The organism is Niveispirillum sp. BGYR6 (assembly GCF_027568365.1).
GTDB lineage: Bacteria > Pseudomonadota > Alphaproteobacteria > Azospirillales > Azospirillaceae > Niveispirillum.
The window spans coordinates 719,361-742,704 of record NZ_JANLNL010000002.1; the positions used below are offsets into that span (position 1 = coordinate 719,361).

27 protein-coding genes and 3 tRNA genes are annotated in these 23,344 nt (G+C 63.9%); 8 read left to right on the plus strand and 22 right to left on the minus strand.

Going from position 1 to position 23,344, the window contains the following annotated elements; translation table 11 throughout:
• Positions 1 to 2 precede the first annotated feature (2 nt).
• A complete protein-coding gene (locus PCJ49_RS07285; protein ID WP_244559454.1) occupies positions 3 to 413 on the minus strand; it encodes an AtpZ/AtpI family protein in 411 nt (136 codons plus the stop codon).
• A gap of 114 nt (positions 414 to 527) precedes the next feature.
• Entirely contained in the window at positions 528 to 1,217 is a 690-nt protein-coding gene (locus PCJ49_RS07290; RefSeq protein ID WP_269910353.1) for an SCO family protein, read from the minus strand.
• Positions 1,218 to 1,295: 78 nt separating this feature from the next.
• On the opposite strand from PCJ49_RS07290, the gene PCJ49_RS07295 reads away from it, so the two are divergent.
• Both PCJ49_RS07295 and PCJ49_RS07300 read left to right on the plus strand, forming a co-directional pair.
• Positions 1,296 to 1,841 carry an EndoU domain-containing protein gene (locus PCJ49_RS07295; RefSeq protein WP_269910354.1) on the plus strand — a complete coding sequence of 182 codons (546 nt, stop codon included), beginning with the start codon at positions 1,296 to 1,298 and terminating at the stop codon, positions 1,839 to 1,841.
• The gene (locus tag PCJ49_RS07300; protein ID WP_269910355.1) at positions 1,838 to 2,104 is read left to right on the plus strand and encodes a hypothetical protein; all 267 of its coding nucleotides are present in this window, start codon (positions 1,838 to 1,840) and stop codon (positions 2,102 to 2,104) included. Before PCJ49_RS07295 ends, PCJ49_RS07300 begins: the two co-directional genes overlap by 4 nt.
• Before the next feature lie 13 nt (positions 2,105 to 2,117).
• On the opposite strand, the gene glp is transcribed toward PCJ49_RS07300, so the two are convergent.
• From glp to ubiE, 4 genes are read right to left on the minus strand one after another with little or no spacing between them, the layout of a single operon-like run.
• Positions 2,118 to 3,338, minus strand: a complete 1,221-nt coding sequence (glp, locus tag PCJ49_RS07305; RefSeq protein ID WP_269910356.1) for a gephyrin-like molybdotransferase Glp — start codon at positions 3,336 to 3,338, stop codon at positions 2,118 to 2,120.
• Positions 3,335 to 3,865, minus strand: coding sequence for a molybdopterin-guanine dinucleotide biosynthesis protein B (gene mobB / locus PCJ49_RS07310; RefSeq protein ID WP_269910357.1), 531 nt, complete (start codon positions 3,863 to 3,865; stop codon positions 3,335 to 3,337). Before mobB ends, glp begins: the two co-directional genes overlap by 4 nt.
• A 33-nt stretch (positions 3,866 to 3,898) precedes the next feature.
• Entirely contained in the window at positions 3,899 to 5,449 is a 1,551-nt protein-coding gene (ubiB, locus tag PCJ49_RS07315) for a 2-polyprenylphenol 6-hydroxylase (RefSeq protein WP_269910358.1), read from the minus strand.
• A gap of 12 nt (positions 5,450 to 5,461) precedes the next feature.
• On the minus strand, positions 5,462 to 6,268 hold the full coding sequence (ubiE, locus tag PCJ49_RS07320; protein WP_269910359.1) for a bifunctional demethylmenaquinone methyltransferase/2-methoxy-6-polyprenyl-1,4-benzoquinol methylase UbiE: 807 nt from the start codon (positions 6,266 to 6,268) through the stop codon (positions 5,462 to 5,464).
• A 334-nt stretch (positions 6,269 to 6,602) separates the two neighbouring features.
• Here ubiE and PCJ49_RS07325 point away from each other — a divergent pair, with 334 nt between their 5' ends.
• The 3 genes from PCJ49_RS07325 to PCJ49_RS07335 all read left to right on the plus strand — a co-directional run bounded on the left by PCJ49_RS07325 (position 6,603) and on the right by PCJ49_RS07335 (position 11,267).
• The gene (locus PCJ49_RS07325) at positions 6,603 to 7,136 is read left to right on the plus strand and encodes a class I SAM-dependent methyltransferase (RefSeq protein WP_269910360.1); all 534 of its coding nucleotides are present in this window, start codon (positions 6,603 to 6,605) and stop codon (positions 7,134 to 7,136) included.
• Positions 7,137 to 7,264: 128 nt separating this feature from the next.
• Positions 7,265 to 8,866, plus strand: a complete 1,602-nt coding sequence (treF, locus tag PCJ49_RS07330) for an alpha,alpha-trehalase TreF (protein WP_269910361.1) — start codon at positions 7,265 to 7,267, stop codon at positions 8,864 to 8,866.
• Positions 8,867 to 9,140: 274 nt separating this feature from the next.
• Positions 9,141 to 11,267: a methyl-accepting chemotaxis protein gene (locus tag PCJ49_RS07335; RefSeq protein ID WP_347710424.1), complete on the plus strand. Its 2,127-nt coding sequence runs from the start codon at positions 9,141 to 9,143 to the stop codon at positions 11,265 to 11,267.
• Between the two features lie 122 nt (positions 11,268 to 11,389).
• Here the strand turns inward: PCJ49_RS07335 and PCJ49_RS07340 are convergent.
• The 13 genes from PCJ49_RS07340 to PCJ49_RS07400 form a co-directional block, all read right to left on the minus strand.
• A tRNA-Phe gene (locus PCJ49_RS07340) sits at positions 11,390 to 11,465 on the minus strand.
• 110 nt (positions 11,466 to 11,575) lie between these two features.
• The gene (gene yacG, locus PCJ49_RS07345; RefSeq protein ID WP_269910363.1) at positions 11,576 to 11,794 is read right to left on the minus strand and encodes a DNA gyrase inhibitor YacG; all 219 of its coding nucleotides are present in this window, start codon (positions 11,792 to 11,794) and stop codon (positions 11,576 to 11,578) included.
• A complete protein-coding gene (locus PCJ49_RS07350) occupies positions 11,787 to 12,965 on the minus strand; it encodes a ribonuclease E/G (protein ID WP_269910364.1) in 1,179 nt (392 codons plus the stop codon). Before PCJ49_RS07350 ends, yacG begins: the two co-directional genes overlap by 8 nt.
• On the minus strand, positions 12,965 to 13,636 hold the full coding sequence (locus PCJ49_RS07355; protein WP_089287402.1) for a Maf family protein: 672 nt from the start codon (positions 13,634 to 13,636) through the stop codon (positions 12,965 to 12,967). Before PCJ49_RS07355 ends, PCJ49_RS07350 begins: the two co-directional genes overlap by 1 nt.
• A 15-nt stretch (positions 13,637 to 13,651) precedes the next feature.
• Positions 13,652 to 13,870 (minus strand): translation initiation factor IF-1, encoded by a 219-nt coding sequence (gene infA, locus PCJ49_RS07360; protein WP_028097283.1) that lies wholly within the window; start codon positions 13,868 to 13,870, stop codon positions 13,652 to 13,654.
• Positions 13,871 to 14,020: 150 nt separating this feature from the next.
• Complete coding sequence (locus tag PCJ49_RS07365; protein WP_269910365.1) at positions 14,021 to 14,461, minus strand: arsenate reductase ArsC; 441 nt, start codon at positions 14,459 to 14,461, stop codon at positions 14,021 to 14,023.
• Positions 14,462 to 14,468: 7 nt separating this feature from the next.
• Entirely contained in the window at positions 14,469 to 14,948 is a 480-nt protein-coding gene (locus PCJ49_RS07370; RefSeq protein ID WP_089287404.1) for a UPF0262 family protein, read from the minus strand.
• A 113-nt stretch (positions 14,949 to 15,061) separates the two neighbouring features.
• On the minus strand, positions 15,062 to 16,363 hold the full coding sequence (gene hisD / locus PCJ49_RS07375) for a histidinol dehydrogenase (RefSeq protein ID WP_269910366.1): 1,302 nt from the start codon (positions 16,361 to 16,363) through the stop codon (positions 15,062 to 15,064).
• Positions 16,353 to 17,024, minus strand: coding sequence for an ATP phosphoribosyltransferase (gene hisG / locus PCJ49_RS07380; RefSeq protein ID WP_089287739.1), 672 nt, complete (start codon positions 17,022 to 17,024; stop codon positions 16,353 to 16,355). Before hisG ends, hisD begins: the two co-directional genes overlap by 11 nt.
• Before the next feature lie 96 nt (positions 17,025 to 17,120).
• Positions 17,121 to 17,570 (minus strand): DUF2948 family protein, encoded by a 450-nt coding sequence (locus PCJ49_RS07385; protein ID WP_269910367.1) that lies wholly within the window; start codon positions 17,568 to 17,570, stop codon positions 17,121 to 17,123.
• 206 nt (positions 17,571 to 17,776) lie between these two features.
• Positions 17,777 to 19,069: a UDP-N-acetylglucosamine 1-carboxyvinyltransferase gene (murA, locus tag PCJ49_RS07390; RefSeq protein ID WP_153204267.1), complete on the minus strand. Its 1,293-nt coding sequence runs from the start codon at positions 19,067 to 19,069 to the stop codon at positions 17,777 to 17,779.
• Between the two features lie 80 nt (positions 19,070 to 19,149).
• Entirely contained in the window at positions 19,150 to 19,704 is a 555-nt protein-coding gene (gene dcd / locus PCJ49_RS07395; protein ID WP_269910368.1) for a dCTP deaminase, read from the minus strand.
• 72 nt (positions 19,705 to 19,776) lie between these two features.
• Positions 19,777 to 19,938, minus strand: coding sequence for a hypothetical protein (locus tag PCJ49_RS07400; protein ID WP_160105662.1), 162 nt, complete (start codon positions 19,936 to 19,938; stop codon positions 19,777 to 19,779).
• A 176-nt stretch (positions 19,939 to 20,114) separates the two neighbouring features.
• On the opposite strand from PCJ49_RS07400, the gene PCJ49_RS07405 reads away from it, so the two are divergent.
• Both PCJ49_RS07405 and PCJ49_RS07410 read left to right on the plus strand, forming a co-directional pair.
• Positions 20,115 to 20,190: transfer RNA gene (locus PCJ49_RS07405), tRNA-Thr, on the plus strand.
• A gap of 182 nt (positions 20,191 to 20,372) precedes the next feature.
• Positions 20,373 to 20,448 (plus strand) — tRNA-Thr (locus PCJ49_RS07410).
• Positions 20,449 to 20,606: 158 nt separating this feature from the next.
• On the opposite strand, the gene PCJ49_RS07415 is transcribed toward PCJ49_RS07410, so the two are convergent.
• Complete coding sequence (locus PCJ49_RS07415) at positions 20,607 to 21,521, minus strand: alpha/beta hydrolase-fold protein (protein ID WP_269910369.1); 915 nt, start codon at positions 21,519 to 21,521, stop codon at positions 20,607 to 20,609.
• A 243-nt stretch (positions 21,522 to 21,764) separates the two neighbouring features.
• Here PCJ49_RS07415 and PCJ49_RS07420 point away from each other — a divergent pair, with 243 nt between their 5' ends.
• Complete coding sequence (locus PCJ49_RS07420) at positions 21,765 to 22,004, plus strand: hypothetical protein (protein ID WP_269910370.1); 240 nt, start codon at positions 21,765 to 21,767, stop codon at positions 22,002 to 22,004.
• 45 nt (positions 22,005 to 22,049) lie between these two features.
• On the opposite strand, the gene PCJ49_RS07425 is transcribed toward PCJ49_RS07420, so the two are convergent.
• Together PCJ49_RS07425 and phbB are read right to left on the minus strand one after the other, a co-directional pair.
• Positions 22,050 to 22,484 (minus strand): NUDIX hydrolase, encoded by a 435-nt coding sequence (locus tag PCJ49_RS07425; protein ID WP_269910371.1) that lies wholly within the window; start codon positions 22,482 to 22,484, stop codon positions 22,050 to 22,052.
• A gap of 85 nt (positions 22,485 to 22,569) precedes the next feature.
• A complete protein-coding gene (phbB, locus tag PCJ49_RS07430) occupies positions 22,570 to 23,292 on the minus strand; it encodes an acetoacetyl-CoA reductase (RefSeq protein WP_269910372.1) in 723 nt (240 codons plus the stop codon).
• Positions 23,293 to 23,344: the final 52 nt, after the last annotated feature.

The following is a 23,344-nucleotide window of genomic DNA, read 5'->3' on the forward strand; positions in this document are numbered from 1 at the left end:
GCCTACTCCCCACCGTCCCGTTCTTCCCGGGACTTGCCGAACCCTGCCGCGTACCCGTGGCCATTAACCACACGATACACATTCATGAAACCCGCAATCGCACCCACGAAGATCATAACAATCATGCCAATGGGTTTGGTACCCAACCAAAGATCAAGCCCATAGCCGAGGGCCAGCCCCAGCAACACGCCTGCCACCAGTTCCACCCCGATACGGATACCCAGCGCCATATCCCCGCCTGAACCCGCCGACACCCCAGGCTGGGGTTCAGGCTTGTCCAGGCCGGCTTTCTGCCGGGCCTCACGCAAACGGGCGTCCAGTTCCTCCAACGAGGGGGGAGGGCTATCATGTGACACGAAGCATCTCCCTTCGCCGGGGTTGGTTTGAATACCGTGCGAAAGCGGCGGCACCATACGGGCAGCCCCCAACCCTGTCAAGGGAGGACGCCCTTAGTGGAAACTCATATATTTCAATAGCTTAACTAATATGCATAGGTCCGATGCTGCGCCGCATCGCGTCTTTTGTGCTCAATTTGCCGTTTTTTCGCCCGAATTGCCGGTAGTGGGGCTGCCGGCGTTACCATTTGGCAGCCGCTGGCGGATGTCTGCGACGATCCGGGCCGCCGCCGTTCCGCGTGGATAAAGGGCGGCCAGCGCCCCATCTGCCCCCATCAGATAAAGATAGGCGGAGTGGTCCATCATATATCCCGTGCCATCCGGCTCCCCGCCGGATTTGGCGTAATAGACGCGGTAGGCCTTGGCAACGGCTGCCACCTGATCCGGCGTGCCGGTCAGGCCGACAATCCCAGGGTGGAACAGGGCCACGTAATCGGCCACGACCTGCGGATTGTCGCGCGCGGGATCGATGGTGATGAACAGGGGCTGGAGCTTGGCCTGTTCTTCCGGTGACAGGGCGTCCATCACCTCGGCCATGGTCTGCACCTCGGTGGGGCAGATATCGGGGCAATAGGTATAGCCGAAGAAGATCAATAACATACGCCCGGCATAGTCCTTCTCCGTCACCGTGCGCCCCTGGTGGTCGGTCAAGGTAAAGGGGCCACCGACCGCTGCGGTTTGATTACCCATGCCCGCCGCACCCGCCGCCGCCATCTGGCTGTCATGGCGGATAGTGAGCCAGGCCAGCAGCCCCAGCAGGGCCAGACCGGCCAGTGCCAGCGGAACCAGATGGAGGGGGCGGCGGGCTGGTTTCATCATCATGTCCCTTGCGGTGGGCGGTGCATCACCGCCACATTGATGGCCCTATATGGAACCGCGCAGCCGGGGAAGGAAGCGATCATGGCAAGGGGCCGCATCGGCGGGATTATCGTGGCACTGGGCCTGTGCCTGACGGGCAGCCTGGCCCAGGCACAAGCAGCGATGAGCTGTGCGGATGGGGCTTTTCAATGGTCTGACGGCAAGCCCCGCATCAACCTGCGCCATATCCTGTGCGGGGAGATCAAGAAGAATGGCGATCCGGTGGGGCTGCACTCCAAAGCGCTGGTCGCCACGTCCAAAATCATCGCCGGTATTGATGCCCAGCCGACCCAGCCGGATGGGCTTTATGGTGCGACGGTTCGTTTCGAGAACGGAACGTCCAAATTTTCCACGCTCTATCCGGACAATTGCACCCCGGCGCAGATCACCGCCTCCATCCGTTATGCCTTTGCCAACCAGAGCGGACCGGCCAAGCCGTGGGGCTTCCTGGGCTGCTCTGCGCCTACCGTTCCGACAGCGGAACAATGTACGGGGCCAAAGGGTCAGCGCTTTGTGATTCGCTTCGGCCTGAACAAGGAGGGCGACATCAACACCGCGTTCCCGCTGATCGGGGAAAGCTGCCAATGACCGGGCTGGATTTGACAGCAGAACAGGCCGATTGGCTGGCCGACTGGCTGGCCAGCGACATGAGAGGCGATGCAGCGGCGCGGGCGGCCTTCGCGGCGGCGCTGGCTGGTGACGGGCCGACCCCAGTGCGGCGCATCGGCAATCTTTATGCGGCCAGCCTCAGCGAGAAGGGTCTATTGCTGGAAAATATCCATGATGACGATCTGGCCCCGGTGCTGATTCCCGCCCCTGCCGCCCGCCGGGCCTTGCTGGGCGAAGGCTGATTCGGGAGCAGAATCAGGTCAAGGGCAGCAGCGGGGCCAGATCCCCCGCCGCCAGATGTTCCCGTTCCTCAGTCAGTTCCAGCAGCCCGTCGGCCTGCACCATGCCGGTGAACATGCCGGTCAGCGGCAGGGCCAGGGCACTGCCATCGGCCCCCTGCCCCAGCCGCACCGGCAGAAATTCCCGCCGCCCAGCCTTTTTCGCATGGGCGAATCCGGCGCGGACGGCAAAGCGCGGCGGATTTTCCACCCGCGCACCGGACAGGCGCTGAATCAGGGGGCGGGCCACCAGCAGGAAGGTGACCAGCACGGCGGACGGATTGCCCGGCAGGCCGCAGAATACCGCCCCGCCGATACGGCCCAGCGCCAGCGGCTTGCCGGGCTTGATCGCCAGCTTCCAGAAGGAGAGCGCGCCCAGCGCTTCTACCGCCGGGCGCACATGGTCGGCATCGCCCACCGACATGCCGCCCGAGGTCAGCACCAGATCATGATTCTCTGCCGCCTGCGCCAGCACCCGGCGAATCAGTGTCGCGTCATCCGCCAGGATGCCCAGATCGGTAACGGCGCAGCCCTGCCGCGCCAGCAGGGCGCGTAACAGATAGCGGTTGCTGTCATGGATGGCGGGCGGGGCGGCGTCCTGCCCCGGCTCCCGCAACTCATCCCCGGTGGAGAACAGGGCAACGCGCAGCGGGCGGCGCACCGGCAGGCTGTCCCACCCCTGGGCCGCCGCCAGGGCGATATCGGCAGGACGCAGGGTGCGGCCCGCCGATAGCAGCAGCGCCCCCAAAGCCACATCCTGCCCCACCCGCCGGCAATTGGCCCCCAGCGGCAGGGCGGGCGGCAAGGCCACCCGCCCATCGGGCAGCAGATGCACCTCTTCCTGGATCGCCACGCTATCCAGGCCGGCGGGCAGCATGGCACCGGTCAGGATGCGCACGGCGTGGCCGGGCGGCACCAGCGGCGGCCGATGGCCCGCCGCCACCTGCCCCGCCAGCGGCAAGGGCCCCGGCAGGTCGGCATGGCGCAGGGCATAGCCATCCATGGCGCTGTTATCGAATCCCGGCAGCGGGGCAACCGCCCGCAGATCGGCGGCCAGCACCCGTCCCACCGCATCGGCCAGCTTCACCCGCTCTTCCCCTATTACGGGGTCGAAACGATCATTGATCAGGGCCAAAGCCTGGTCCAGCCGCAGCAAATTCGAACCGGCTTCGAAACAATTGCCACAGGCCCCGCTCATCGCGCGCCTCCCAGCCCGCAGCGATCCAGGATCAGGTCGGCAATGGCCTCCACATCATCCAGGTTCAGCACGGGCAGCGGACAGCCCGGCAGCCCCATATCGCTGGCCACGGCAATGATGTTGGGATCATCGGGGTACAGCAACGGCTTGCCATTGGCCGGGCGATGCACCTCCAGCTTGGGGTGGCTGTCGCGTTTGAAGCCTTCCACCAGAATCAGGTCGACCGGCGACAGTTTGGCCACCAGTTCGGCCAGGCTCAATTCCGGTGAGCCGCGATTCTCGTGCATCAGGGCCCAGCGCTGGCCGGATGCCACCAGCACCTCTGACGCGCCGGCCATGCGGTGGACATAAGAATCCTTGCCCGGCTGGTCGATATCAAAGGCGTGATGGGCATGTTTCAGGGTGGAAACCGTGAAACCGCGCTGCGCCACCGCCGGAATCAGCCGCGCCATCAGCGTGGTCTTGCCGCTGCCGCTCCAGCCCGACAGGCCGAAAAGATTGGCGGGAAGCGATTGATCGGCCCCCATATTCCCCCCTTCCCCGGCCTGTAGCGGCCGGGATTATCGCAATGCCAGCACCAGCAGGGCACCGGCCGCCAGCGCCAAGGCCAGCCAGAGCGGGCGGCGCTGGCGTTTATTTTCCAACGCCTGGGCCTGAGCCAGCAAGGCCAGACTGTCGGGATGCAACCGCATCCCCCCGCCTTCGGCCAACTGGAAGGCCGCGCGTTCCAGATCGCGCACCAAGGTTGGCAGCCGGCCAATAATGCTGGCCACGGCACCGGCCGCATCGGCCACCCGTGCCTCCGGCCCGCGATTTTCCACCATCCAGCGTTCAATCAGCGGTCGCGCCAGTTCCCACATATTCACATGCGGGTTCAGCACCCGGCCCATCCCCTCCGCCGTCAACATGCTTTTCTGCAGCAGCAACAACTGTGGCTGCGTCTCCATCTGGAATTTTTCCGTAATGGCGAAAAGCTGGGCCAGCAGCCGGCCGATGGAGATATCCGACAGCGGGCGGCCATGCAGCGGCTCCCCGATGGAGCGACAGGCCTGCTTGAACAGTTCCCGATCCTGATCGGGGGGCACGAAGCCGGCATCGAAATGCACCCGCGCCACCAGATCATAATCCCGGTTGAGGAAACCGATCAGCATATCGGCCAGATAAAGCCTGGTCTGGCGGTCGATGCGGCCCATGATGCCGAAATCCACCGCCACCAGCTTGCCCTGCGCCGTAACGAACATGTTGCCGGGATGCATGTCGGCATGGAAGAAGCCGTCGCGGAACACCTGATTGAAAAAGGCATCCGCCGCCTGCTGCAACAGCTGGTCCGGCTCCAACCCCGCCGCCTTGATCTCTTCCAGCTTGTCGATGGAAAAGCCGATGACGCGGGCCTGGGTCATCACCCGCTTGGCGGTGCGATCCCAATCGATGGTCGGAACGGAAAAGGTCGGATCGCTGGCGAAATTCTCCCCCAGCTCGGAGGCGGCCGCCGCCTCCATCCGTAAATCCATTTCCAGGGCCACGGTGCGGGCGAAGGTTTCCACCACCGCCACCGGCTTCAGCCGTTTCAGGCGCGGTTGCAGGCGCAGGGCCAACCCGGCCAGCCACATCATCAGATCCAGGTCGCGCTGAAACGCCTGTTCGATGCCGGGGCGCAGCACTTTGACCGCCACCTGCCGTCCATCCGGCGTTTCGGCGAAATGCACCTGGGCGATGCTGGCCGCCGCCACCGCCTGATCGTCGAAATGGGCGAACAGAACATCCATCGGGCGGGCCAGCTCCGCCTCAATGATGGCGCGGGCCTCCGCCCCCGGAAAGGCGGGCAGCCGGTCGCGCAACTGCGCCAGATCGGCGGCCACCTCCTCCCCCACCAGATCGGCGCGGATGGACAGCACCTGCCCCAGCTTGATGAAGCTGGGGCCCAGTTCCTGCAAGGCGGCGGCCAGCCGCTGGCCAGGGCGGCCCGGCGCCTTTTCATTGTTGACGGCGCGCATCAGCAGCGCCACCAGCGGCGCACTGTCGCCGAACAGGTCGGGCTGCAGCGCGCCATGGCGGGCCAGCGTGCGACCGATGGAAACCAGACGCAGCAGATTGCGGGTCAAGCGCAGCATGGGGCGGGCGCCTTAAACGCGCCAGCCGGAATGGATACAGGCAATGCCACCCGACAGGTTGCGCGCCCGTGCCTGGGTGAAGCCCGCCGCCTCAATCCGGCGGCAAAGCGCCTGCTGTTCGGGGAAGCGGCGGATGCTTTCCACCAGATATTGGTAACTGTCGCGGTCGCCCGCCACCATCTGGCCCAACCGGGGCAGCAGGTGGAAGGAATAGCTGTCATAGATATCCCGCAGCACCGGGATCACCACATGGCTGAATTCCAGGCAGAAGAAGCGGCCACCGGGCTTCAGCACGCGCCGCGCCTCCCGCAGGGCCTTGTCGATATGGGTAACGTTGCGCAAGCCAAAGGCGATCGTATAGGCATCCATCGACCGGCTGGCAAAGGGCAGGTCTTCGGCATTGCCGACCGTCCAGTCGATGCCGCCGACGGCTCCCTGGTCGATACCCCGGTCACGCCCCACCCGCACCATGGCCTCTGTCAGGTCACAGACGGTGACGGCGGCGGCCGGCGCCTTCTTCTTCAGGCGAAAGGCGATATCGCCCGTGCCGCCGGCCACATCCAGCAGGGCTTCCCCCTCACGCGGGCGCACCAGATCGACGAAGGCATCCTTCCACAGCCGGTGAATGCCCATCGACATCAGATCATTCATCAGGTCATAGCGGCCGGCCACACTGCCGAACACGCCTTGCACCAGCGGGGCCTTTTCGGTCGGGTCAATCTCCCGGAAGCCGAAATAGCGCCCCTCCTCCCCAGCGGGCGGGCGGGGCGGGGTGGCGCTGGGGCCGGCGGCGGTGTGGTCGGTGCGTGCATCGCTCATGATAGCCGCACCATAGCGGCAAGCCGGCCCGCTGGGAAGCGGGGCAACGCGGGCCCCACCTGCGCGGATTGGCGCGGGTGGGGCCTGTACAGGTTCCAACACCGTGCCGATCCTTCGGCAGCACATGAAAAGGCAGATGCGCCGGCAACGACCGAAGAAAAGCGATCGCGATTCCTTTGTTTCCTGGGAGAAATTTAAAATTTTGCTATAATATAACCAAATTACATTATCAGCCGCATGGACGATCATGGACTATCAATTCACGAACAAATGGTTCGAAGATACAGCCAAGGTGAGCTGGAGCCAGCTGGTACCGCGATTGTCCCCCCGGCGGGTGCTGGAAGTGGGCAGTTACGAGGGGGCAAGTGCCTGCTATGTGGTGGAGACGATAACCCCGGTCGGTGAGCTGGAACTGCATTGTGTTGACAGTTGGGAAGGCGGGATTGAGCATCAAGATGCCTCCATGCAAATGTCGCACACGGAAATGCGCTTTCACCACAATATGGCGGTGGCGGCCAGCAAGGCACCCCACAAGCTGGACCTGCATGTCCACAAAGGGAATTCTGATGTGCAGCTGGCCAAGCTGCTGGCAGAGGGAAAGCAGGGCTATTTCGATATGGTCTATATTGATGGATCACATCAGGCCCCCGATGTGCTGTGCGATGCGGTTCTCGGTTTCAAATTGCTGAAAGTTGGCGGCCTGCTGGTGTTCGATGATTATCTGTGGGCAGAAACCCTGCCCAATGGTCCCGATTTATTGCGCTGCCCCAAACCGGCAATCGATGCCTTCATCAATTTATATTTCCGAAAGCTTCAAATACTGACCGCGCCTTTATATCAAATCTACACCATCAAAACAGCCATGTGAGCTTAAATGGTCGCCCCCCAACCTGGGTGGACGACAAAAATAGCCCCATCAGGGAACCATTGGCGCCCCCCAAGCCTTCACTTGACGACCCGCCAACCGGTGGCTCTGTGGAGAGATGGGGGGAGATCATGCGCAGCCGTATCATCATCTTGATCGCCGCCCTCTGGCTCTGTGCCTTTACCCAGTCCCCCAGCCCTGCCGACCTTTACGGCCCCCTGTTCCAGGCAGTACAGAGCCAACGGCTGTTCGGCGATGGCAAAAGCTTTGTGGACGCTGTGCCCAAGCGCACGCCGGACGCCATCATGGTGGATTTCCGGGCCCATCCGCCCGCCGATGCAGTCGCACTGCGCCGCTTCGTGCTGGATAATTTTACCCTACCGGCGGATGTCGCGCCGCCGGCCACCAGCCCGGCAGGCAGCGCCGCGCCGGGCCCGCTGCTGGATCATATCGCCGCCCTGTGGCCCCATCTGACCCGCCCCCCGGAATCCCCGCCACCCGGATCATCCGCCCTGGCCCTGCCCGCCCCCTATGTGGTGCCGGGTGGGCGTTTCCGGGAGATTTATTACTGGGACAGCTATTTCACCATGCTGGGGCTGGTGCGCGACGGCCGGATGGAACTGGTGCAGTCCATGGTAGTGGATTTCGAATATCTGTTGGAAACCTATGGCCGCATCCCCAACGGCACCCGCAGCTATTATCTCAGCCGCTCCCAGCCCCCCTTCTTCGCCCTGATGGTCGATCTGTTGCCGAAGGGGGATGAGGCAACGCAGCGGCGCCATTTGACAGCCCTGAAAAGGGAACATGATTTCTGGATGCACGGGCGCGGCTGCCTGACGGCCAAGGCGCATCAGCCCGATGCCTGCCAACGGGTGGTGCGGCTGGCCGATGGCAGCCTGTTGAACCGCTACTGGGATGATCGTGACAGCCCGCGCGACGAATCCTATGCTGAGGATGTGGAAACCGCCCGTGAGGCGCCGGACCGCCCGGCCGCAGCGGTTTACCGCCATCTGCGGGCCGCCGCCGAAAGCGGCTGGGATTTCAGTTCCCGCTGGCTGGACGACCCGGCGAAGCTGTCCAGCATCCGCACCACCGACATCATCCCGGTCGATCTCAACAGCCTGCTCTGGCAGTTGGAGCGGTCCATCGCCCTGCGTTGCGCCCTGCTGGAGGATCGCGCTTGTGCCGATCTGTTCGAACGGCAAGCCGCTGCTCGCCAGGGGGCGATCATTCGCCATCTCTGGCAACCGCAGCAGGGGCGCTTTGCCGATTATGACATCGTCCAGGGACGCCCCACCTCGGTGCTTTCCGCCGCCACCCTGTTCCCCCTTTTCGTTGGGCTGGCCACGCCGTCACAGGCCGACGCGGTCGCAGCATTGACCGAACGCGAATTGCTGGCACCGGGGGGCCTGCGCACCACGCACATCCGCAGCGGTCAGCAATGGGACGCCCCCAATGGCTGGCCGCCGCTGCAATGGGTGGCGGTGGAAGGGCTGGCCCGCTATGGGCACCGGCCTTTGGCGCGTGACATTGCCCAGCGCTGGATCGGCACGGTGGACAGCACCTATCGCGCCACTGGCAAGCTGCTGGAGAAATATAATGTCGAGGAACGCCTGCCCGGCGGGGGCGGTGAGTATCCGCTTCAGGATGGCTTCGGCTGGACCAACGGCGTCACCCGCGCCTTGATCGCGCGGTATCCGGAATTAAACCCCGATAGCCAAAAGGAAAAATAGTGGAAAAAATAGAATACGGATATGTGTATAAATATTAACCATCCACCAAGACACAAACCTATCCAAAAGAATACAAAGCAACAAACCACAGTATATACCAAAGAACAAAACCTCTATTCATAAAAATTGATCTATATCAAATCAGAAATCCCACCACCACTTATGTTTGTCTGGATTGGCGCCACAGCAGCCAGCCAGCCACCTTTGGAGGGGGGCCATCATGCAGTTTCGATCCATACAATCTAAAATCGCTTTACTTTCAGCAGCCTGTGTTTTGGGGGCCACCGGGGTGCTGGTTGGCTATGGCCTCATCGCCTCGGGCAATACCAAGAGCTTCGTGGCAGAGCAGGCAAGCGCCCTGTCGGATCACAAGACGAAGGAAAGTCTTGAAACCCTGGCCAGCACCCAGGCGGGGGCCATCCGCTCCACCCTGGACATGGCATTTGATGCCGCCCGCAACATGGCCCGCAGCTTTGAGGTGCTGGCCGCCAGCCCCGACAAGGGCGGCGTGCCGCTGGCCCAGCGGCGGGCGCAGTTCAACGCCATCCTGTTGAACATGCTGAAGGATAATCCGCAGTTCAACGGCACCTATTCCGCCTGGGAACCCGATGCCCTGGACGGGCAGGACAATGCCCATCGTGACCGTAAAGATGTCGGCTCCGATGCCACGGGGCGCTTCCTGCCTTATTGGACCCGCGATGCCGGGGGGCGCATCGCCATCCAGCCGCTGGTGGAATATGACAGCAGCGCCCTGCACCCCAACGGGGTGATGAAGGGCGGCTGGTATATCGGCCCGCAAAATGGCGGCGGCGAAAGCATTCTCGATCCCCTGCCCTATATCGTGCAGGGCAAGGATGTCTATCTGGCCACCATGTCGGTGCCGATCATGATCGGCGGCAAGTTCCAGGGCGTGGCCGGTGCCGATTTCGACCTGTCCTTCGTGCAGAAACTCGCCGAACGGGTGAAGGGCTCTGTCTTCAATGGCAAGGCCGCCGTCACCATCATCAGCCACAAGGGGCTGATCGTGGCCTCCAGCGAACATCCCGATGCCATCGGCAGCACCTATCAGCGCTTCGACAATAACTGGGCGCAGGATCTGGCGACGATCCAGGCTGGCAAGGCACAGGTCAGCGAGGATAGCAGCAGCGACACGATCAAGGCCTTCGCCCCCATCCAGTTGGGCCGCACCAAGACCCCCTGGGCCGTGCTGATCGAGGTGCCGCGCGCCGTGGCCATGGCTGAAGCCACTGCCCTGGCGGCAGCGCTGGAGGATCGCAACAGTCTGGACACCCTGCTGCAGGGGGCCGTGGCCGTGGTGATCGCGCTGGCCAGCATCGGTGGCATGTGGCTGGTGGCGCGCGGCATTGCCCGCCCCATCCGCAACAGCGCCCGCTTTGCCGAAGAAGTGGCCGCCGGCCACCTGGATAACAGCCTGGACGTGGCGCAGGTGGATGAAACGGGCACCCTGGCCCGTGCGCTGAACACCATGGCCGGCAATTTGAAACAGGCCGAGCAGGACCGGCTGGCCCTTGAGGCCAAGGCGGCCCTGGAGCGGAAAGAGACCCTGGCCGCCATCGCACGGGAACTGGAAGAAAATGTGCGCGATGTGCTGCAAAGCCTGGCCGATGCTGCCGGCCAGATGAATCAGGCCGCCAATGGGATGACGGCCACCGCCGACCGTACCAGCACCCGCGCCGTGACGGTGGCGGCCGGATCGGAACAGGCCAGCGCCAATGTGCAGACCGTCGCCGTGGCAACTGAGGAACTGTCCGCCTCCATCCGGGAAATTGCCGGGCAGGCCAGCGCCTCTACCAACATTGCCAGCAGTGCGGTGCGTACGGCGGAGCAAGCCAATCAGCAGATTCTGGGGCTGACGGCGGCAGCTGACCGGATCGGCAATGTGGTGGAGCTGATTTCCTCCATCGCCGGGCAGACCAACATGCTGGCCCTGAACGCCACCATCGAGGCGGCGCGCGCCGGCGAAGCCGGCAAGGGTTTCGCCGTGGTGGCGGGCGAGGTCAAGCATCTGGCCGCCCAGACGGCCAAGGCGACAGAGGAAATTGCCAGCCAGATCAGCAATGTCCAGCGCATCGCCCGTGAATCGGCGGACAGCATCCGGGGCGTCGGCCAGGTGATCAACGAGATGCGCGGCATCACCACCGGCATTGCCTCTGCGGTGGAGGAACAGAACGCCGCCACCGGGGAAATTGCCCGCAATGTCCAGCAGGCCGCCAACGGCACGCAGGAGGTCAGCAGCACCATCCAGGATGTCAGCCAAGCCGCCTCGGAATCGAAGCAGACGGCCATGCAGGTTCTCACCACCTCTGAAAGCATCAGCACCCAGACAGAACGGCTGGGCCGCGCGGTGGACAGCTTCCTGGCCAAGATAAGGGCTGCGTGAAATCCCACTTCCCGATCAGAATAAAACGGCGGTCATCCCAATGATCGCCGTAAATCTGTATGGATTAGAAAATAAAAAAAGCCGCTGAACAAATGTTCGCGGCCTTCAGACCAGATATGCAATGGTGCCCAGGGACGGAATCGAACCGCCGACACGGGGATTTTCAATCCCCTGCTCTACCGACTGAGCTACCTGGGCACTATCGCATTTGCTGTCGGCTTTCGCCGTTTCAGCGCCGGGCGGTGTTGGTCGCGCCGTCCGGTGGAGGCGCTTTTAGAGACTTGGCCGGACCCTGTAAAGCACTTTTTTTACAGGGTCTGATTTTTTTCATCTGCCTGTTCGGCCTCGTCATCATCGGGGGCCACCGGCACGCGATAGGCCTCCCCCAGCCAGCGGGACAGGTCCACATCGGCGCAGCGCTTGGAACAGAAGGGTTTGAAGGCAGCCACCACCGGGCGGCTGCAGATGGGGCAGGCCGCCTGTTTGCGGGGGCGGGCAGCCGCCAGATCAATGGGATCGTCACTCATCTTCATCACTTCCATCCAGGGCCAGCAGGTCGGCCAGGGCGGGGCCGCGGCGCGCGCGCGTCACCTCCACCAGGCCCAGGCGCGACATGCCGTAAACATGGGTGGCCACCGGATCGGCGGCCACCGCCTCGCTCAAGGCCCGCACCACCGCATCGCGGTCACCGGCACGGCCCATATTGACGAAATCCACCACCACGATGCCGCCAATATTGCGCAGGCGCAATTGGCGGGCGATTTCCGGGCAGGCATCCAGATTGGTGGCCAGCGGATTGCCCCGCTCCCCCCCATTCACATCCACCACGGTCAGCGCCTCGGTCCGGTCGATGACCAGGGAACCGCCATAGGCCAGCGGCACCCGCCGGCCGGCGGCACGGGCAATTTCGCCATCCACATCGCCCTGATCGAACAGGCGACGCCCGTCCCCCGGCTTCCAGGGTTTGACCAGGGCCAGCAGATCGGGGGCATCATCGGCCAGCAGCGCCTTCACCGAGGCCAGCAGCTCCGCTCCCTCCACCATGATCTCCGCCAAGCCATCACGTGGCAGTTCCGTCACCGCGCGGCGGAGGGCATCGGGCGGGGGGATCAGGGTGCGGGGGGCCGCCCCACCCGCACTCAAGCTGGCCGGGCGCCAGCGGGCCAGCAGGGCCTCGGCCTCCGCCAGCACCAGCCCCGGGTCCACCCCCGCCGCCTCCCCGCGCACGATCCAGCCGCCCTGGTTGGGCAGTTCAGCGGCGAACAGGGCACGCAGGGCATTCACCTGCGGCCCCTTGCCCAGGCGCTTGGACAGATGCAGCCCATCGCCCAGCGGCGTATAGACCAGGAAACGGCCCGGCAGGGAGATATCGCCCGTCAGGCTGGCGCCCTTGTCGCCATGGGCATCGGCCTTCACCTGCACCAGCACGGATTGGCCGGTGCGCAGCAACTGGCCGATCTTGGCATCACGGCGGGCGGGCCGCACATCAGCGGCGGAGAGCAGACCGGGCACCCGGTCGCCGAAATCCACAAAGGCGGCATCCAGCCCGGCGGCAATGCGGGTGACGCGGCCCAGCGCCACGGCACCCAGCCAGCCGGGATGGTTCGCATGATCGATGGCAAGATCAGTCAGGATGCCATCGCCCAGCAGGGCACAGCGCGTCAGCGCCCCCCGCCGGTCGATCAGCAGCCGGCGCATCAGCCGGCTTTCGGTGCAGTGGCGGCCGCCGCGGCCAGCGCCAGGGCGTCCAGCCCGGCGGCGCGCAGGGTGCCCCCCACCTCCGTCAACGGCAGGCCCACCACATTGCTGTAGCTGCCACCAATCTGCCGCACGAACAGACTGCCAATCCCCTGGATGGCATAACCGCCGGCCTTGCCGCGCCAATCGCCGGTGGCAATATAGCTTTCAATTTCATGGGCGGACAGGGTGCGGAAAATCACCGCCGTTTCCACCGTGCGGGACCAGACGCGCCCATCGGCACCAATGACGCAGAAACCGGTATGCACCCGGTGCCGCCGGCCCTGCAGCAGGGTCAGACATTGCCGCGCCGTGGCGGCATCATCCGCCTTGGGCAGGATGCGCCGACCCAGCCCCACCACCGTGTCAGCGGCCAGCACGATGGCGCCCGGATGGCGCGCCGCCGTCACCGCCGCCTTTTCCCGCGCCAGACGCAGGGCGTGGGGGGCGGGCAATTCGTCCTTCAGAGGGGATTCGTCGATATCGGCCGGATCAACGGCGTCCGGCACCAGCCCGATCTGGGCCAGCAATTCCCGCCGCCGGGGGGAACCGGAGGCCAGCACCAGCTTCGGGCGTCCGGCCAGGGGGCCGGGCCCGTCACCAGCCAGCGCCGGCGTACCTTGCAAGGTCATGAGACAACTTTCCGCTTACTTGAAGCGGAAAGTGATCCGCCCCTTGGTCAGGTCATAGGGCGTCATTTCGACATTGACGCGATCCCCCGCCAGCACGCGGATGCGATTCTTGCGCATCTTGCCGGAGGTGTGGGCGAGCACTTCATGTTCGTTATCGAGCTTGACGCGAAACATCGCGTTGGGCAGCAGTTCCGTCACCGTGCCGGAGAACTCGATCAGATCTTCTTTGGCCATGTCTTCCTGGGTCTTGGCGCTGAAAAACGGCAAATAGGTGATTGCCGCGCGCCACGCGGTCAAGTGTTTTCCACGCACGTCTGCACCCCTCCCCGCCCATGGCAGGGGATGGGGGTTCCAACGGGATAAATTGCAGCGTCCGCCGCTTGCTCAACCGTCCGGAAAACGATCCTTCAACCGCTTCAAAATGGTGTCGCGCACCTGCCGATAGGCATCGAGTCGCGCCTCCCGGTTGCCTTCCACCAGCGAGGGATCGAACGTGTGCCAGAACTCCACATCACAGGCCATGGTGCGGGTCATTTCCACCGCCTTGTGCTGCGCCTCCGGCGAGAGTGAGATGACCAAATCGAAGCTGTCATCCTGCAACTGGTCGAAAGTCTTGCAATGGTGGCGGGACATGTCGACGCCCAGTTCCGCCATCACCGCCGTGACGAACGGGTCGGCGTCGCCTTCGCGCACGCCGGCACTGTCTACATAAAGCGTCTTGCCGTGCAGCATCTTCAACAACCCCTCCGCCATGGGGGAGCGGATGGAATTATGCGTGCAGGCAAACAGAACAGAGGAGATGCGGGCGGGGGCGATGGCGGACATGCTGACGTCAGCCCCTGATATGCAGCACGCAGATCAGGGTAAAGATGCGCCGGGCGGTGTTGAAATCCAGCTCCACCTTGCCGGCCAGCCGCTCCCGCAGCAGTTCCGATCCTTCATTATGCAGGCCGCGCCGGCCCATATCGATGGCTTCAATCTGTGAGGGCGATGCCGTCTTGATCGCCTTGTAATAGCTGTCGCAGATCATGAAATAGTCGCGCACGATGGTGCGGAAGGGGGTCAGCGGCAGGCTGGTCCGGTTCAGCGGCTGATCATCCTCTGACCTGATGTCAAAGATCAGCCGGTTATCCTCCACCGAGAGGAACAGGCGGAACGGCCCATGATCCGGCATCTCCACCAGGGCAAAGCGATTTTCGTCCAGCAGGTCGAAAATCGCCACGGCCCGTTCATGCTCCACTTCCATATTGTGGCGGAGCACGTGTTTTTCGACCAGTTCAACATGAACGATCCGGTGATGGGGCGCATTCATCGCGTCATGGCCTCCTGATGCATCACCAGCTTCTCCCGGTCTGTACCGCCGGTTGGGTCCGGCGGCTTTGGTAAGGGGTCGGGCGGCACTACCACCCGTCCCCTACCCTGCTGTCAGCCGGCCTTGTTGGCAAGCCGGATTGCAACCGACAGGGCGTGCGCGCCCAGCCCTTCGGCTTCCGCCAGGGCCACGGCGGCAGGGCCGATGGCGGCCAGGGCCGCCGGGGAACAGCCCACCAGGGTCGTCCGCTTCATGAAATCCAGCACATTCAGACCGCTGGAGAAGCGGGCCGACCGCGCCGTGGGCAGCACGTGATTCGGCCCCGCGACATAATCGCCAATGGCTTCCGGCGTGTGGCGCCCTAAGAAAATTGCCCCGGCATTGCGTACCTGGGCGGCCAGCGCATCCGGGTCGGCCACGGCCAGTTCCAGATGTTCGGGCGCGATACGGTCCACCAGCGCCACCGCTTCTTCCAGGCTGGCCACTTTGATGATGGCGCCATGGGCATTCCAGCTTTCGCGCGCAATGGCGGCACGCGGCAGGGTCGCCAGATGGGTTTCCACCGCTGCCGCCACCGATTCGGCAAAGCCGGCATCATCGGTGATCAGAATCGACTGGGCCGACGTATCATGTTCCGCCTGGCTCAACAGGTCGGCGGCAATCCAGGCCGGGTCATTGGCCGCATCAGCCACCACCAGAATTTCCGACGGGCCGGCGATCATGTCGATGCCGACCGTGCCGAAAACCTGCCGCTTGGCGGCGGCGACAAAGGCATTGCCGGGGCCGGTGATCTTGTCCACCGGCGGAATGGTCGCCGTGCCATAGGCCAGCGCCCCCACGGCCTGCGCCCCGCCGATGCGGTAAATCTCCGTCACGCCGGCCAGATGCGCGGCGGCCAGCACCAGCGGGTTCAGCTTGCCATCCGGCGTCGGCACCACCATGGCGATGCGCGGCACGCCCGCCACCTTGGCGGGGATGGCATTCATCAGCACCGAACTGGGATAGGCGGCGGTGCCACCGGGCACATAGATGCCGACCGCCCCCACCGGGGTCCAGCGGGCACCCAGCCGCACCCCGGCGGCATCGGTGTAGAGGGTGGCCTCCACCGTCTGGCGACGATGAAACGCCTCAATCCGTTCCGCCGCCAGCCGCAGGGCTGCCAGCGTTTCCGGATCACACAGCGCGATGGCGGCGCTGATCTCGTCAGCGGTGATGCGCAGCCGGTCGGCGGTCAGGTCCAGCCGGTCCCAGCGGCGCGTGTATTCCAGCAGGGCGGCATCACCGCGCACCCGCACATCGGCCAGAATGGCAGCGACGGCATTGTTCAGATCTTCCTGAACCTCGCGCTTGGCGCCCAGCAATTCGGTAAAGGCTGCCTCGAACCCGGCATCGGCGGTGGAAAGATTAACCGGCATTGCCAATGGCCTCCTGGAAACGGTCGATCCAGCCCTGGATTTCGCCATGGCGGGTCTTGAACGCGGCACGGTTGACGACAAGGCGGGAGGAGATATCGGCAATATGCTCAATCTCCACCAGGCCGTTGGCCTTCAGCGTCACGCCGGTGGAAACCAGATCGACGATGCGGGAGCAGAGGCCCAGCGACGGGGCCAGTTCCATGGCCCCGTTCAGCTTGATGCATTCCGCCTGCACGCCGCGCGCGGCGAAGTGCCGGCGGGTGATCTCCGGGTATTTGGTCGCCACGCGCACATGGCTCCAGCGGGAGGGATCGTCCGTGGTGGACAGGTCCACCGGCTCGGCCACGGCGATGCGGCATTTGCCGATGCCCAGATCCAGCGGGGTATAGAGTTCGGGATAATCGAACTCCATCAGCACATCGCTGCCGCACACGCCCAGATGGGCCGCCCCGAAGGCCACGAAGGTGGCCACGTCGAAGCTGCGCACCCGGATGATCTGCACATGGGGCAGATTGGTGGCAAAGCGCAGGGCGCGGGATTTCGGATTATCGAAATCCGGTTCCGGCTCAATGCCCACATGATGCAACAGGGGCCTCACCTCATCCAGGATACGACCCTTGGGCAGGGCCAGCACCAGCATGTCTTGGGGGGCGGACGGCATCATGTCCTGGACGCTCCAGGTAGGGAAATGGGAGCGACTACATGGCACGCCAAACCGCCCACGTCCAGACGCGGGGGGCGAAAGGCTGGGGTGCGATCAGTTGGAGACAGGATGGGCGGGGCGCGCCACGGCGGGCCACGGCTCCCCGATATCGGCCAGCCGCACCTCCAGCCGTTCGACAGACAGGCGGATATCCCCGCCGCCGGCCAGCCGCAGCAGCAGGCTGGCCCCGTCATCAGCAGGTTCGATCGCCAGCAGGGAGAGGAACTGATCCCGCCGGCGCAGATCGAACCCGCGATAGGCGACGCGGGTGACGCCCAGGAAGCGCAGGCCGCAATTCACCCGCTCCCCCGCATGGCCAGCATCGGGCGTGGGGCCGGCGGGTGTCCCCTCCCCTTCCCAGCGGAAGCGGTTGGCCACGGCCACAAAACATTGCTCTCCGGGCAGAAAGGCAATGTCGCCGATGGGCACGATGGCGTCCTGCAGAATGGCCGACAGCACCGCCAGATCCTGGGCATCCATCGCGGCCAAACGCAATCCGGTCATCGCTGCTTCTCTCCGGTGATCAGGGGATGGGGCTTAGATGGGTGGGGGTGGTGGGGATTTTAAGGGGGCAGGCCGTTGGGTGCACGCTGGCCTTTCCACCCTGCCCCCACCCTCTACCGTCACCCCGGCGAAGGCCGGGGTGACGGTAGAGAGGGGGAAGCGGCGCGAAAGAAATCTCAAGCTGAAAGAGGGGCTTTATCCCCCCCTCAATCCGCTTCCTTCACCCGCTCCATATCCGCGCCACAGGCGGCCAGCTTATGTTCAATCCGCTCGTACCCGCGATCCAGGTGATAGATGCGGTTGACCACCGTTTCGCCCTGTGCCGCCAGACCGGCCAGCACCAGCGATACCGAGGCGCGCAAATCCGTCGCCATCACCGGGGCCCCCGTCAGGCGCGGCACGCCGCGCACCAGGGCCGACGAGCCATGGACGGTGATGTTCGCCCCCATGCGTGCCAGTTCTGGCACATGCATGAAGCGATTCTCGAAAATCGTCTCCGTGATCATGGAGGCACCCTTGGCCACGCACATCAGCGCCATCATTTGCGCCTGCAGATCGGTGGGGAATCCGGGGAACGGCTCCGTCATAACATCCACGCCCACCAGTTCCCCGGCGGTGGCGGAAACCAGCAGGCCGTTTGCCGTCTCTGACACTTTCACATTGGCGGCGGCCAGCGTCTTGGCCACGGCCTTCAGGTCGTCCAGCTTGGCGCCCAGCAATTCCAGCTCACCGCCGGTGATGGCGGCGGCCATGGCGAAGGTGCCAGCCTCGATCCGGTCAGGCAGCACGGCATAGGTCGCCCCATGCAGCCGGTCCTTGCCCTTGATCACCAGCCGGTCGGAACCGATCCCCTCGATCTCCGCCCCCATGGCGATCAGGCAGCGGGCCAGATCGCCGATTTCCGGTTCGCGGGCGGCATTCACCAGCACGGTTTCACCCTTGGCCAGGGTGGCGGCCATCATCAGGTTTTCCGTGGCCCCGACGGAGACCTGCGGGAAGACGAACTCCGCCCCCACCAAGCCGCCTTCCGGGGCGCGGGCCAGGATATACCCACCCTCGATATCGATCTGCGCGCCCATGGCCTGCAGGCCCTTGATATGCAGATCGACCGGACGGGTGCCGATGGCGCAGCCACCGGGCAGGCTGACCTTGGCCTGACCGAATCGCGCCAGCAGCGGCCCCAGCACCAGCACCGAGGCGCGCATCTTGCGCACCAGATCATAGGGGGCGGTGGTGTTGAAAATCTCGTTGGCGTCCAGTTCCACCGACCGGCCGCTGGACCCGAAGGCGTCGCGCCCGTTGATATGCACCTCCACCCCATGCTGAGCCAGCAGCCGGTTCATGGTGGTGATATCGGCCAGCAGCGGCAGGTTGGTCAGGGTCAGCTTCTCATCAGTGAGAAGGCAGGCGGCCTGCAGCGGCAGGGCCGCATTCTTGGCACCGCTGACGGGGATCTGACCCTTGAGCGGCTTGCCACCGCGGATGAGGAGCTTGTCCATGGGGGTTCGGTTCTGATGTCTGGTGTGGGCGGGCCGGGATTATCGGCCCGCAAAAAGGCGATAGCAGGGCGGGGGCCGGATCAAATCCGCGCCAGGGTGACGCCACGCTGCTTCATATATTTGCCGGCCCGGTCGGCATAGGAGACCTCGCACGGGCTGGCCCCCTGGAAGAACAGGAACTGGCACAGCCCTTCATTGGCATAGACCTTGGCGGGCAGCGGCGTGGTGTTGGAAATTTCCAGCGTCACATGGCCTTCCCATTCCGGTTCCAGCGGCGTGACATTGACGATCAGGCCGCAGCGGGCATAGGTGCTCTTGCCCAGGCAGACCACCAGCACATCGCGCGGAATGCGGAAATATTCCACCGTGCGGGCCAGCACGAAACTGTTGGGCGGGATGACGCAGACATCGGTCTTGCGATCAACAAAGCTCGTCTCATCGAAGCGCTTGGGATCGACGACAGCATTGTCGACATTGGTGAAAATCTTGAACTCGTCGGCCACGCGCGCGTCATAGCCGTAGGAGGACAGGCCATAGGAGATGACGCCTTCGCGCTTCTGCGCCTCGATGAACGGCTCGATCATCCCGTTCTTGGTCGCCTGTTCCCGGATCCAGGTATCGGGCATGATCGGCATAATGTCCCCCAATGGCAAAAGGCCCCACATCTTGGGGGCCGCAACAGTTTGTAGCCCAGCGCCCCGCCGGGCTCAAGCAGTGGTGCCGCCCTCATGCCCGTCCCCAGCGGGGGGCGGGTTTGCATCCACATCGTCGCGGGCGCGATTCTGTTCCTTGCGCTTGCGCAGATTATCGCGCAGGGCCTGGGCCAGGCGTTCCTGACGATCATCCTTCTTGGGGGGCACTTTGGTCATGGCGGGGTTGGCTCCTTGAAAACCGGCGGAATTCCAGGCGATTTGACCCGCCGCCGTCAAGGGTGTCAGAAAAAATCCTGCCGCAGCGAATTTTCCGCTTGCGCCGGCGGGCCTGGAGTGGCACATAGCCGCCCACCGCAGCGACGCCAACGTCGACGCGGTTTGAAAATGTCGCTGCTGCCGTAGCTCAGTCGGTAGAGCGCGTCCTTGGTAAGGACGAGGTCGTTGGTTCGATTCCAATCGGCAGCACCATTTTCAAAAACAAAAGCCCGCCAGCCCGGCAACGGACGGCGGGTTTTGTTTTGGCAGCGGTTAAGCCCCGCTGTTCGGCCGGATCTGCGCTGGTGATAATTCACTTGCACTTGCCCGCCCCGGATGGCAAATAGCCGCCCACCCCACAGCCGGTATCCGGCTGCGGGCATTGAAATGTCGCTGCTGCCGTAGCTCAGTCGGTAGAGCGCGTCCTTGGTAAGGACGAGGTCGTTGGTTCGATTCCAATCGGCAGCACCATTTCACCGATCAAACAAAAACCCGCCAGCCTGGCAATGGGCGGCGGGTTTTGTTTTTGGCTTTATGCTTGCCCCCTCACTCGCCGGGCGCCTGCATCCGCAGGTTTGGCTTCACGCGGCACGGGCCGCGCGGCGGCAGTCGCCGCCGTATATCGTCCCTCACTCGCCCGGCGCCCAGCCGGATAACTGATCCTGGCCATAGAGCCATTGCAGCCCATAAACCAGCCCGATGGGAAAGGTGGTTTCGTGGATGGTGGCGGGGATCACCATATCCTGGACCTGGAACCCCTGATAGCCGCGCGCCCGCAGCCCCTTGGCCATTTTCTGCTGGTCGCCCACCATATCGGTTTCCTTATTATAACGCGGGCTGGGTGCCCCTTTCTTCACCCCTTCAAAGGCACCGGTGGCCATGAACAGCCGGGCCTTCAGCTCCTTGTGATTCTTCGCATAGTCGGCTTCCAGCGCCGTCAGTGCCTTTTCAGCATACCAGATGGAGGGGCTGGTCAGCAGATAGCTGGAAAAATGCTGCGGCTGGCTGAACAGAATCCACAGGCCCAGCAGCCCGCCATAGGATTGGCCAACAAAGGTGCGCCGGGCCGGATCGCTGCGGTAAGTCGCATCGATCAGCGGCAGCACCTGACCGGTGATGAATTCCACATAGGCCTTGCCGCCGCCATTGGGGCCGGGCATGGCCGGATTCTCCCAGGGGGTCAGGTCACGGCGGCGGGCGGCCATGCCGTCTTCGCCCTTGGCATTGGGCAGCCCCACCAGAATGGCCTGTTCCAGCTTGCCGGCATTATGCGGCAGCCGGGTGACGCCGGAGGCGACCTGAAACGTATAATCCCCATCGGTGAGATAGATCACCGGATAGCGCCGCCCGGCATTTTCCGGCGCATCATATTTTGGCGGCAACTTCACATAAATATCGTAGGTGCGGCCGTTGGACTTCGCCGTCAGCGTATGCACGGCGGAGCGTTCCAGCGCCAGCGGCGGGGCCGCCTGTTGGGCCAGGGCGGGCATGGGAAAGGACAAGGCGAGAAGCGAAGCGGTGAGCGTTCGACGGGAAAGCAGCATCCGGGAACCTGTGAAGGATGGATTGAACAAGTGGGAAGAACTGACCAGGGGATTGTGCGGTTTCCAAGACTTTCCCGTGACAAAGGGCGTAAAAATATCACAGGCTGGGGCCTGCTGCGCCGCGTCCCGGCAATCTTCATCGAGATCGGGAACAAGCCCCCTGTCGCCCCCGTTCTGCTGAGCGTGAAAGGGGTAAGCGGCGTGCCGCTGCCCCGATAAGCCTAACCCAAGGGGGACTGTAAGATGATGTTGCGCAAATTCACCCACATCGCCGCCATCCTGATGATCGCCGGCACCCCGCTGGCCCTGACCGCCTGCGACAAGGAAGGGCCGGCCGAACGCGCGGGGGAGAAGATCGACAAAGCAGCGGAAAAGGCCGCCGACAAAATCGAAAACGCCACCGACAAAGCGGCTGAGAAGATTGAGGAGACCAAGGAAAAGGCCGCCGAAAAGATCGACGAGGCGACCGAGCATAAGAATTAAGATCGGCCCAGGCCCCGGACGTACCCCGTCCGGGGCTTTGTTTTCTTACCGAGAAGCCTGCCGCTGCGCCCAGGCCAGGCGCAGCACATCGCACAAGGGGCCCCAGGCCACCAACCTTTCCCATTCAGCGGGCCCCGCCCAACAAACGGCGCGGGCATCATCGCCGGCCACCGGCTCCCCCGCCCGCCATTCGGCCACCACATCCACGATGGTGTAATGGAACAGCAGGGCACCGGCGGCATCATGGACGATATTGTCCACCGCCGTCAGCACCGACCGGGCCACCGCCTCCACCCCCGTTTCCTCCCGCACCTCCCGGATGGCGGCCTGAAACAGTGTTTCCCCCAGCTCCTGGCTGCCACCGGGCAGCGACCATTCCCCCTCACCCGGCGGTTTGCCGCGCTGGATCAACAGGATCTGATCGCCCTTCCAGACGATACAGCCGACGCCGACACGGGGATGGGTCAGGGGGATTGGCATGATGCTCCGGCACCTCTGAAAATTAAAAAGCCCCCGCCGAGAGAACCGGCGGGGGCCTGACTTTCCGGTGGTTCCCCACCAGACATCAATACATGTGCTGACCACCATTGATGGACAGGGTGGAGCCGGTGATGAAACCGGCATCATCCGCCACCAGGAACAGCACACCGCGGGCGATTTCCTCCGCCTTGCCCAGACGGCCGACCGGCACCTTGGCGACGATCTTTTCCAGCACGTTGGGCGGCACGGCGCGCACCATGTCCGTGTCGATATAGCCCGGCGCGATGGCGTTCACGGTGATACCCTTGGCAGCCCCTTCCTGGGCCAGAGCCTTGGTGAAACCATGGATGCCGGACTTGGCAGCGGCATAGTTCACCTGGCCATACTGGCCGGCCTGCCCATTGATGGAGCCGATATTGACGATGCGGCCGAAATTGCGGGCACGCATCCCGTCAATGACGGCGCGGCAGGTATTGAAGCAGCTGGCCAGATTGGTCTGGATCACCGCGTTCCACTGTTCAAAATTCATCCGGTGCATCACGCCGTCGCGGGTGATGCCGGCATTATTGACCAGCACATCGACGGGCCCCAGCTCCGCCTCGATCTTGGCAACAGACTCATTCACCGCGTTCGGGTCGGACACGTCGAACTTATAGGCGGCAATGCCGGTCCGTTCGGTGAACTGACGGGCAGCCTCGTCATTGCCACCATAATTGGCGGCGACGGTATAACCGGCATTCTTCAAGGCGACAGAAATCGCCTCGCCAATGCCGCGCGTACCACCCGTTACCAAAGCCACTCGTGCCATTTGTTTCCCCCGTGGTTGTGAATTGCTTGGATATTAAAAGGGTGGCCCCCCG